Here is a 10,822-nt window from a genome sequence, read left to right on the forward strand (position 1 = left end):
AGAATGAAAACAACACCAGAGCATAACGAACGTATTGCAAAAATGACTTTTGCGTCAGTATACCCTCATTATGTTGCAAAAGTTGAAGGAAAGGGAAGGACAATTGAAGAATTGCACCTGGTTATTGAATGGCTAACCGGCTTTAATGAAGAGGAGTTAAAAAAAATGATTGACGCTAAAATAACTTTCAAAACTTTTTTTGAAAAGGCAACCTTAAACCCAAATGCGCATTTAATTAGAGGAGTGATATGTGGTTATCGAATAGAAGAACTACAAACACCATTAACAAAACAGGTAAGGTACTTAGATAAGTTAGTAGATGAATTAGCGAAAGGACGTAAAATAGATAAGATTTTGCGTACACAATAGAGGATAAAAAAATGAATAGAACAAAGAAGGTATCACTTGTTTTGTCTGGTGGTGGCGCCAGGGGACTTGCTCATATTGGTGTAATTGAAGAGTTAGAAAAACGAGGATATGAGATCCATTCCATTTCGGGAACGTCTATGGGGGCTGTTGTTGGAGCGGTATACGCCACAGGAAATCTTGAAGCATTTAAAGCGTGGATTTTAAACCTTGATAAATTAGATATCTTTAAATTAATTGATTTTACTTTAATCAATAAAGGATTGGTCAAAGGAGATCGAATTTTCAATGAGTTAAAAACCTTTATTCCTAAAGTGAATATAGAAGATTTGAAAATAAATTATGCTGCTGTAGCTGCTGATATAACTCATAGAGAAGAGGTCGTTTTTACCCAAGGTGATTTATTAGACGCTATTCGTGCATCTGCTTCTATTCCTAGTGTTTTTACTCCTGTGATCAATGGAGAGTCTACTTTGGTTGATGGAGGAGTTGTAAACAATATTCCTATTAATCATGCGAAAAGAATAGTAAATGACATTCTAATCGCAGTGAATGTGAACTCAAATGTCCTTCTTCCAGAAAAAGAGCCGACTAAGGAGGTAGAAGAAAAGCAGTTGTTTTACCAAGGTTTATTGAACAGCTTTTATGCAGGACTTTCCAAATTGATTCCCTACGAAAACAAAAACAGTTTAGGTTATTTTGACATCATGAATAACTCTTACGAAATGATGAGGGACCAATTGGTAAAATTATATTTGGAAATTAATCCACCTGATGTACTGATTGAGACTTCAAGAAGCATCAGTAGTATCTATGATTTCTACAAAGCTGAAGAATTAATAGAAAATGGTCAGCTAGCAGCCGAATTAAGTCTGAATAGCTTTGAAATTAAAAAACATAAAGTTAAAGCGTAAATGTTCTTTTTAAGGCATTGCCTCTATATTTTAAAAATAAGTAAACGATGAGTGATGATAAACCAAGAGTAACAGGAGTTGGAGGGATTTTCTTTAAGTCTTCAAATCCTGACGAAATGAAAAATTGGTATAAAGAAAACTTGGGATTGGATACAGATCAGTGGGGAACAAATTTTGAATGGTTTCAAGGTGCAGATTCTTCTAAAAAGGGATTTACGCAATGGAGTCTTATGAAGGAGGACTCAACTCATTTGGATCCCTCTAAAAAAGATTTTATGATCAATTACCGTGTAGTACATATCGAAAAGTTGGTTGAACAAATGAGAGAGAATGGAGTTGAAATCTTAGATGAAATAGAAACTTTTGAATATGGGAAATTCGTCCACATCCTTGATAGTGAAGGGAATAAAGTCGAACTTTGGGAGCCCGATGACATTGAATATGAGAAGTTAGTAGAAGGGAGAACTAAATAATTAATTAAAATAAAAACCATGAAAGTTTTAAAAAAAGTATTTATTGTTTTAGCAATAATTATAGCAATACCATTGATTATAGCATTATTTGTCAGAAAAGAATACGCTGTAGAAGAAGCGATAGTGATTAACCAACCAAAATCAGTAGTCTTTGATTATATCAAGCACCTTAAAAATCAAGACAATTTTAGTAAATGGGCGACTATGGATCCTAATATGGAGAAAACTTATACAGGGACAGATGGAACTGTAGGGTTTATTTCTGCCTGGAGTAGTGATCATGAAAGTGTTGGTGTTGGAGAACAAGAAATCTTGAAGATTACCGAGGGAGAACGCATTGATTTTGAATTGCGTTTCTTAAAACCATTTGAATCCACGCAACAGGCTTATATGCTAACGGAAACTGTGAATGAAAGTCAAACGGAAGTAAAATGGGGATTTGAAGGGAGAATGGATTATCCGATGAACTTAATGTTGTTGTTTATGGATTTTGAAGAAATGATTGGGAAAGACTTTCAGGAAGGGTTGCAAAACCTTAAAACTATTGTTGAAAATAATAACGAAAAAAAAAAGGAATGAAACTAGGAGCATTTTCGATTAGTCTAGCAGTTAAAGACATACATAAATCAAAGGCGTTTTATGAAAAACTTGGATTCACACATAAAGGAGGGAACATTGATCAGAATTGGTTGGTGCTAAAAAATGGCGATGCGGTAATTGGTCTTTTTCAAGGAATGTTCGAAGATAACATTATCACTTTTAATCCAGGATGGGATGGTAACGCACAAAACCTTGATGAGTTTGACGATGTTAGAGCAATTCAAGAGCACTTGAAAAGTTTAGGAGTTGAATTAACCAAAGAAGCAGATACTTCAACCGAAGGTCCAGAACACATCACATTGACCGATCCAGATGGGAATACTATTTTAATTGATCAACACAGGTAAAACATAAAAAATATGGCAGAAATAAATATTTATTTAAATTTTAATGGAAATTGCGAAGACGCATTTAATTTTTATAAATCAGTTTTTGGAGGAGAATTCGATCATTTTAGTAGGTTTGGTGAAATGCCCGAAAGTGAAGATTATAAAGTTCCAGAATTGGATAAGAATAAAGTAATGCACGTAAGTTTCCCTATAGGTGATTCGGTAATAATGGGAAGTGATGTCGGTGGAGATTGGGCTCCTAGCTATACTTTAGGAAATAACTTTTCAGTTTCTATTACACCAAAGAGTAAGGAAGAGGCTGATGCAATTTTTAGAGCATTATCTGAAGGAGGGACGGTAACAACTCCTTTACATAATACATTCTGGGATGCGTATTTTGGAATGGTCACCGATCAATTTGGTGTCATTTGGATGATTAATCTTCAAGCATAAAATTAAGCTATGTTATGAGTGAAAAAATGATGAAACCCTTTGTTATAGCAGTCTTGACATTATTTTCTTATGGATTTATCTATTCACAAGAAACAAATCCAGATTTTGATCCTGAACTAGCTGAGCGTTTTGGTGCTGATGACTATGGAATGAAAAAATATGTTTTTGTTCTTTTGAGAACAGGGGAGAACTCTTCCCAAGATCAAGAGTTTATCGACAGTTGTTTTGTTGGCCATATGGATAATATTCAACGATTAGTGAAAGAAAGAAAATTAGTAGTGGCAGGACCAATGTTGAAAAAAGAAAGTGACCTCAGGGGCATTTTTATTCTTAATGTTCAAACAATCGAAGAGGCAAAGGATTTAATAAATCTTGACCCAGCAATTAAAGAGAAACTTTTAGAGGCCGAACTGTTTGAATGGTATGGATCTGCAGCCTTACCACTTTATCTTGATTTCTCTGATAAAGTTAAGAAAGTTAAGTTTTAATTTAAAATATATAAAGTAACGAGGATAATAATGGCAAAAAATAAAACCCAAGAAACAGAACAAAACGTCGAAGAATTCATTGAATCTTTTGCAAATACCGAACAAAAGAAAAAAGACAGTTTTGAATTGATAAAATTGATGAAAGAAGTCACCGGATTTGAACCCAAAATGTGGGGACCTACTATCATTGGATTCGGTTCTTATCATTATACATACGCAAGTGGACATGAAGGAGATGCTCCCCTTGTTGGATTCTCACCCCGTAAAGCAGAAATTTCATTGTATGTTTTTACCGGAGCTGAAGAGCATGAACACCTTTTAGAGAACCTGGGTAAGTTCAGAAAAGGAAAATCTTGTATTTATATTAAGAAACTCGAAAATATTGACCAAGAGGAGTTGAAAAAAGTAATGAGGGAAACAATTCAATTTGTAAAAGAAAAGTATGGAGAAAGTTAAAGTCGAAATTAAGTGGGCAATGATCTTTCTATTGGCCTCTTTGCTATGGATGTATATTGAAAAACTATCAGGTTTGCACAGTACGCACATTGATCAACATTTATATTGGACAAATTTGTTTGCGATTATTGCAATTACTGTCTATGTTTTTGCGCTAAGGGATAAGAAAAAATCAGATTATAATGGTCAGATGACGTATTTGCAAGGATTGAAATCAGGGGTAATTATTTCTATAATTGTAGCTATATTTTCACCGCTAACGCAATGGATTACTGCAACAATCATTACACCTGAATATTTTCCGAATATTATTGAATATTCAGTAGAACAAGGCTATTATGGTTCGGTTGAAGATGCTCAAGCCTATTTCAATTTAGAAAGTTATATGGTTCAGAGTGCCGTCGGAGCCTTGATGATGGGAATTGTTACTTCAGCCATTGTTGCAGTATTTGTAAGATCAAAAAGCAAAGGATAAGGATTAAGTCATTAGGTGGGAATGCTAGCTAAATTACATGCTTTTGTTGAGTAAAACGATCCACTACCAATGAAATCGCTCCGTCACCAGTGACATTACATGCCGTTCCAAAACTGTCCATGGCAATGTACAAAGCAATCATTAATCCGATCATTTCTTCGTTGAACCCAAGCATTGATTGTAGAATCCCAACAGCGGCCATAATTGCTCCTCCAGGCACACCTGGAGCAGCAATCATTGCGATTCCTAAAACAAATATAAATCCTGCAAATAAGGTGAAACTAAATGGCATTCCCTGAAGAATCATTAGTGCCATTGCACATGCTGTTATTTTCATAATGCTTCCCGACAAATGAATCGTAGCACATAATGGAATAACAAAACCTGCTATCTTTTCCTTAACACCGTTCTTTATAGATTGTTTTAAAGTGATTGGAATAGTTGCAGCTGAAGACTGTGTTCCTAATGCTGTAAAGTATGCTGGCAGCATGGTGAAAAGTAACTTTAATGGATTCTTTTTGGTTAAAAAACCCGCAATGGTATATTGTAACAATAAAAGTAAAATATGTAAACCGAAAATGACTCCAATGATGCTGATGAAGACCGATAGAATAGAAAACACTTGACCATTGAAGGACATTCCAACAAATATTCCTAATATGAATAATGGCAATAAAGGAACAATCACTTTTTCAATCAACTGCATGATGATTTTTTGAAAGTCTTTGACGACCAATTTTAAATTTGATTGTTCTTGAAAGCTAAGCCCTAAACCTATGATGAAAGCTAAAACTAAGGCCGACATTACATCGATAATCGGAGGGATGGTGATACTGAAATAAGGGAGCAATTCTCGACCGGTTTCTGTGACTTGAGATACATTATTGACATGCGATTCTAATAGAGAAGGAAAAATGTTTGATGCAGTGAAATAGGTCATAAACCCAGAAAACAAGGTGGAACCGTAAGCAATCAAAGCTGTAAGGAGAAGGAGTTTTCCTGCACCTTTTCCCAAATCTGCAATCGCAGGCATAATGAGTCCCATGATAATTAAAGGAATGGAAAAGCTCAAAAACTGTCCGAAAAACGCATTAAAAGTCGTGAAAATTCGATTGATGGATTCAGGCAATACTTGTCCGAAAATAACTCCTAAGACGATGGCAATAAATACCCTGAACAGTAAACTTGAAAATAAACGTTTCATCTGATGAATTTATGGTTTAAAGACAACCCTGTCTTTAGTGCTTTTTTCAAAAGTCCAAATATACTCTTTAAGTCAGAATGGTGGACGCTACAATTTCGCTCTATACTCAATAGTTTATACCGATAAGGAATATCATTGATTAAACTTTTTGCTGTTCTTATAGCGAATAGAGTATAGGATTCAATGATTTTTCGACTGTAAACGTCGATTATTGCAGCAAGTACATAAAGCCCCTTGCATAGGAATATAGGTTATATCAGTCCTGGCATTGAGGCAATTTGCTTACACAATCATAAATATATTCAATATTTAAAAGCAAATTGTTATTTTGTATTGAGTTGATTTTGAAATTCAGTTAAATATTTTGCTATGTGGAAACCATCAACTAATCCATGATGAGCTTCTATAGAAATCGGTAACATTCTTTTTCCTTCTCGGATAGTAAACTTTCCAAATGTTATTTTAGGAACAGATTCTTTTTGGTCAAAATTTGTAGGATGTAATAATCCGCTAAATGAATTCCATGGAATAGTTGAATGACGAATTAAATCCTTTTTAATATCATCGTTATTTAGTCTTAATCCTGAACAGTTTTTTACTGCTAAAATTTCATTTTTTAATTCTGCGTTAAAAGTCTCAAAATCTAAAGTAAAATTAACAAATCCAAAGCCGAAAGTTTCGTCTTCTCTTCCAACAGTTATTCCAGCATGAACTTTTTCGAATTCTATTATTTCATTATCAACGATTCTATATTTTAGTTCATCTACAGAATTAATTGCAATCATTGATTTATGAAGGTAATTTGCAAAGAAAGATATACCGTTTTCTTTAGAGTTTTTATAGCATTCATCACAATCAACTTCTGTAACTATCCCGAAAGTTGGACTTGCCATTTTTGAAAAAAAATCAAAATGCTCTTTTCTTTTCCATTTATTTAAGTCTATTTTTTTCATTAATAATTTGTTGTATTAAGTTTATCAATACGTATTCTTTGGTTTAGGTTGCCGCCAACGGTTTTGTGTAAGATTAGTTGCGTGTTTAAGTAACTAATTTAGCAAATAAAAACCGAATAGAATATTCCTCAGGAATATTCGTAAGTAGGCTATAACTAGCAATTATTTTTATACATTGTTGTAAGTAGTGATTTTTTATTCACTTACTTAATTTCAATATTCTAAATGCTCCTTGAATTACCAAAACAAAAACGATTGTTCCTACTAACAAATCGGGTGTATTAGAACTTAACCAATTTACCAAAAGTCCTGCGGAAATTACTCCTAAGTTGATAATTATGTCGTTGGAAGTAAAAATCATACTCGCTTTCATGTGTGCCTCTTCTTTGCTTTTTGACTTTTGCAGAATGTATAGACAAATTCCATTTGCGATAAGGGCTAAAATTGAAACAATAATCATTGTCCAAAAGTCAGGGAGCTCTTCAGCTCCGAAGAATCGTCTTAGCACTTCTGAAAATCCAATTATTGCGAGTGTTATCTGAAAATATCCTGCGATTTTGGCAATCCGTTTTTTCTTTGTCAGCGTACCACCAACGGCAAATAAACTGATTCCGTAAACGAAACTGTCAGCGAGCATATCCAAACTATCTGCCACAAGTCCCATAGATTTAGAAATCAAGCCTGTTGTCATTTCGATAACGAAAAAGGCAAAATTGATTGCAAGAACAATCCAAAGCAGTTTTTTTTGACTTGCGTTCTCATTAAAATCGGTTTGGTCTGTTTGTACTGTTGATATTCTCTTTCCGCCTAATTTTAGGTCAATAATGGATTTTTCAATTTCTTCTATTTGTCCGTTATGAAATATGGTTAGTTTTCGGTTCGGGATGTCAAAATCCAAATTTGCAATACTTGAAATTCCGTCCAAATTCATTCGAATTAGATTTTCTTCGGATGGACAGTCCATCTTGGGAATTATAAATAGTGTTTTTTCCATTTAATCTTCGTCTTTGTTACCAATTGGTTTAATAATTACTCCTACACTGAATATAAAACCGTCAGTAGGTGCATAGATTTCTGTTAATGTTGGGCTATCCTGTGGTGGAAAAACTAACGGTGAAAAATTGGTTTGACGTATGTTAGTGAAATTTTCAAAGTTCAAATATGTTGTTACCCATTTAAAGTTTCGCATAACCAAGAAACCCATAGTAATAAAGTCTCTGGTTTCCTCTCCATTGGATAAAACTTGCTTTCCTGTGTAAAAAGTCTCGTAACCGATGCGCCATTTCTCTGATTCGTACATCAGTATGCTTCCTGCATTGTGTCTTGCCGTTAGTGGCTTCTGCGGGTTTTCTGGTAAATAGCTTAGTCGTGTGTCAATGAAGGCATAGTTTAAGAACCATCTAAAGTCTTTGTAAGTAAATTTTAGATTTGTTTCAGTCCCTTTACTTAGGATAGAAGCTTTTGCATTTTCAAATTGTAGATTTCCATTGTTGGTGCTATTTAGCAATAGTCCATTTTGGATTGCCGTAACGTAGAACAGTTGGTTGATTGAAAAAGAAATTTTATCGAATAGAACCGTAGTATAATTCATATCAAAATTTGCTCCATAAGAACGTTCTGCTTCAAGATTATTCTTATCAATAGGCAGTACGTTTCTGTAATTATTAAATGCCGCTTCTTCGGTAAATATGTCGGGTATTTTATAACCTAAACCACCGCCAATTCTACTGGAAAAGCCATTTGCAGGTTTAAAGAGTAATGATACTCTTGGCAAAGGGAAAAAGCCCCAATCTTGTGCATAGTCCGCTCTTAATCCTGTTTCTAAAATCCATTGTTCTGAAAGGTCGTAAATATTGTTTGCAAACAAGCCATAAGTAATGTCTGTTTGGTCTCTTTGAATGGGACTTGAATCATCTTCATCAAACTGGGTAGTGTATAGGTTTGTACCAAAAATCCAATTACTCTTGGCTGTTTCCTTATTGTAGGATGCTTCTGTAAATGTGTTAGTTTGAGTCCCTTTGAAAGCGTAGTTGGGCAAGCTTAAATTCCTATCAAAAAAGGCTACACTATTTTTAATATTTAAAGAACTGTTTGAATTAAACTCAGTTGTATAAACCGCCTGACTACTTAGGCGTTTTGAGATATTCGTTTCTGAGAATTGATGAATACCACTTTGCCCATTTTCGATAACGGTCATATCGCCACCTGTTCTGTCATCATACATGCCGTTTATTCCAAGCCAAAATGTGGTTTTGTCAGACGGATAATAAAATAGTTTTGGGTTAAGCGAAATAGATTTTGTTAACGGAATATTACTAAACTCGTCATTGTCAGGGTCAAACTGTTTTTGGTAATGACCTGAACCATAAAGTGTCACTCCAAATCTTTTATTGCGTTTGCTGTAGAAAATATTCCCTGTACTTCCCAAAGCTTGTGTTTGGGTCAGCATAATTTCCAATTCGGGTTCTTCATCTGGTGTTTTTGAAACCATATTTACCAATCCTGCAATTGCACCGCCACCATAAATGGTAGATGCACTTCCTTTGATAATTTCAAATTGTCTTAGGTCTAATGGTGGGATTTGTAGGATGCTCAAGCCACTTGAAAAACCACTGTACAATGGAAATCCGTCTCTTAAAAGTTGTGTATAACGACCGTCAAGTCCTTGAATTCTGATATTTGTATTTCCACTACTCAATGAGGTTTGTTGCATTTGTATTCCTGTGCTTTCTCGCAAAACCATAGAAATATTGGTCGGGTTCATTGCTGCTTTTTCGCCTAATTCTTCCGCTCCAATAAACTCAATGCGTGTTGGAATCTTTTTAACTGTTCTTGTGCTGCGAGATGATTGAATTACGACTTCATCTAAATCTCCACCTCCATACTCTAATTTAAATTCAAAAGTTTTTTCGGAAGTAGTTTCAATTGTTGTTTCGATTGTCTGAAAGCCTAAATAGGATATTCTAATTTGGTGCCTTCCACTTGGAATTTCGGTGAAAGATGCAATTCCATCAAGATTTGTAACTGCCCCTTTTCTCAATTCTTCAAAATAAACAGTTGCTCCAATTAACGACTCGTCATTTTCTGCATCAAGAACAGAGATTTTGATTTCACTCGTCTGAGCAAAAGAAATAATTGAAAAGATTGAAAAAATTAATGCTAAAATGGTTCTTATCATTTGCCTACTTTTTTTTTGTAAAGAATAGTGCAAAGATATTTAGGTATTAGCGCAACTCGATTGCAAACATTACTTGTTGCATTTGTCGCACAAGCCTTTCACGACCATATTGGCTTGATGCAGTTTGAAGTTTTCCGGTAATTTAATATGCGGGATAGGAAGGTCAACTAGACAGAACGTTTTGCTACAATTGGTGCAATAAAAATGATAATGTAAATCCTTTGGCTCGCAGTTGCAACCCTCAGCACATACAGCATATTTAGTCATTCCCGAACCGTCTTCAATACTGTGAATTACTTTGTTTTCTTCAAATGTTTTTAAAGTCCGAAAAATGGAACTTCTGTCCGTGTATGCCAATGCGTTTTCAATGTCTTTTAGCGATTGTGCTTTTTCTTGAGCCAAAAGGTGGCGTAATACTACCGTCCGAACCGCAGTGTTCTTTACTTTTTTTATTTTCAGTATTTCTTCTTCTGTCTGCATTTTTCTGTTTTCTGTACGTTGGCTGTAAACAGCTCTTTTGGTTTTTTCAGCGTTGGCTTTCGTGTTTGCAAAAAAACCAAATGTGCTGTTTGTGCGGTTGGCTTTTTAGCTTGTGGGTAACTTAATAGCGTTTTATCAGTTGTTTTCTTTTAATAGCTAAAGATAGTCGTAAAAAATTAATTGTCAACCCATCAGTCGATTAATTGACGAGTAGAAAATAGCTGATAAAACGGAGTTGGACTATTTAGCTCCGCTGTTGCCTTCGGCGGTCATTTATCGCTTAACCCTTCAAGGTACGAACCGCCGTATACGAGACCCGTATCCCGAAGTTTCGGGAGTGGTGTGAGAGGCGCAGTGGCGACTTTTAAGTCGTCACCCGTCTACTCGATGTGTGCTGTGTAAGCTATAATAAAGATGGAGGTAGGTCCTCCGATGAGGGTTTTTAGGAAAATT

14 protein-coding genes are annotated in these 10,822 nt (G+C 34.9%); 9 read left to right on the plus strand and 5 right to left on the minus strand.

Annotated elements, in window-relative coordinates; translation table 11 throughout:
- The first annotated feature begins 3 nt into the window (after positions 1 to 3).
- From ACN0U3_RS08540 to ACN0U3_RS08580, 9 genes are read left to right on the plus strand one after another with little or no spacing between them, the layout of a single operon-like run.
- On the plus strand, positions 4 to 369 hold the full coding sequence (locus ACN0U3_RS08540; RefSeq protein ID WP_417265871.1) for a DUF2200 domain-containing protein: 366 nt from the start codon (positions 4 to 6) through the stop codon (positions 367 to 369).
- Between the two features lie 11 nt (positions 370 to 380).
- On the plus strand, positions 381 to 1,280 hold the full coding sequence (locus ACN0U3_RS08545) for a patatin-like phospholipase family protein (protein ID WP_417265872.1): 900 nt from the start codon (positions 381 to 383) through the stop codon (positions 1,278 to 1,280).
- Positions 1,281 to 1,327: 47 nt separating this feature from the next.
- Positions 1,328 to 1,753 (plus strand): VOC family protein, encoded by a 426-nt coding sequence (locus ACN0U3_RS08550; protein WP_417265873.1) that lies wholly within the window; start codon positions 1,328 to 1,330, stop codon positions 1,751 to 1,753.
- Positions 1,754 to 1,771: 18 nt separating this feature from the next.
- Positions 1,772 to 2,332, plus strand: coding sequence for an SRPBCC family protein (locus ACN0U3_RS08555; protein WP_417265874.1), 561 nt, complete (start codon positions 1,772 to 1,774; stop codon positions 2,330 to 2,332).
- On the plus strand, positions 2,329 to 2,700 hold the full coding sequence (locus ACN0U3_RS08560; RefSeq protein ID WP_417265875.1) for a VOC family protein: 372 nt from the start codon (positions 2,329 to 2,331) through the stop codon (positions 2,698 to 2,700). The genes ACN0U3_RS08555 and ACN0U3_RS08560 overlap by 4 nt, the downstream gene beginning before the upstream one ends.
- A gap of 12 nt (positions 2,701 to 2,712) precedes the next feature.
- A complete protein-coding gene (locus tag ACN0U3_RS08565; RefSeq protein ID WP_417265876.1) occupies positions 2,713 to 3,135 on the plus strand; it encodes a VOC family protein in 423 nt (140 codons plus the stop codon).
- 14 nt (positions 3,136 to 3,149) lie between these two features.
- A complete protein-coding gene (locus tag ACN0U3_RS08570) occupies positions 3,150 to 3,623 on the plus strand; it encodes a YciI family protein (protein WP_417265877.1) in 474 nt (157 codons plus the stop codon).
- Positions 3,624 to 3,653: 30 nt separating this feature from the next.
- Positions 3,654 to 4,079: a DUF1801 domain-containing protein gene (locus tag ACN0U3_RS08575; protein ID WP_417265878.1), complete on the plus strand. Its 426-nt coding sequence runs from the start codon at positions 3,654 to 3,656 to the stop codon at positions 4,077 to 4,079.
- On the plus strand, positions 4,066 to 4,554 hold the full coding sequence (locus ACN0U3_RS08580) for a DUF4199 domain-containing protein (protein WP_417265879.1): 489 nt from the start codon (positions 4,066 to 4,068) through the stop codon (positions 4,552 to 4,554). The genes ACN0U3_RS08575 and ACN0U3_RS08580 overlap by 14 nt, the downstream gene beginning before the upstream one ends.
- A gap of 28 nt (positions 4,555 to 4,582) precedes the next feature.
- Here the strand turns inward: ACN0U3_RS08580 and ACN0U3_RS08585 are convergent, their stop codons facing one another.
- The 5 genes from ACN0U3_RS08585 to ACN0U3_RS08605 all read right to left on the minus strand — a co-directional run bounded on the left by ACN0U3_RS08585 (position 4,583) and on the right by ACN0U3_RS08605 (position 10,369).
- Positions 4,583 to 5,758, minus strand: a complete 1,176-nt coding sequence (locus ACN0U3_RS08585) for a dicarboxylate/amino acid:cation symporter (protein WP_417265880.1) — start codon at positions 5,756 to 5,758, stop codon at positions 4,583 to 4,585.
- Between the two features lie 323 nt (positions 5,759 to 6,081).
- Positions 6,082 to 6,711, minus strand: a complete 630-nt coding sequence (locus ACN0U3_RS08590; RefSeq protein WP_417265881.1) for a CatA-like O-acetyltransferase — start codon at positions 6,709 to 6,711, stop codon at positions 6,082 to 6,084.
- 199 nt (positions 6,712 to 6,910) lie between these two features.
- The gene (locus tag ACN0U3_RS08595) at positions 6,911 to 7,705 is read right to left on the minus strand and encodes a cation transporter (protein WP_417265882.1); all 795 of its coding nucleotides are present in this window, start codon (positions 7,703 to 7,705) and stop codon (positions 6,911 to 6,913) included.
- Complete coding sequence (locus ACN0U3_RS08600; protein WP_417265883.1) at positions 7,706 to 9,889, minus strand: TonB-dependent receptor; 2,184 nt, start codon at positions 9,887 to 9,889, stop codon at positions 7,706 to 7,708.
- A 69-nt stretch (positions 9,890 to 9,958) separates the two neighbouring features.
- On the minus strand, positions 9,959 to 10,369 hold the full coding sequence (locus tag ACN0U3_RS08605; RefSeq protein WP_109359894.1) for a Fur family transcriptional regulator: 411 nt from the start codon (positions 10,367 to 10,369) through the stop codon (positions 9,959 to 9,961).
- Positions 10,370 to 10,822: the final 453 nt, after the last annotated feature.

Origin of the sequence: Brumimicrobium sp. (assembly GCF_048268645.1) — a bacterium.
GTDB lineage: Bacteria > Bacteroidota > Bacteroidia > Flavobacteriales_D > Crocinitomicaceae > Brumimicrobium > Brumimicrobium ulvae.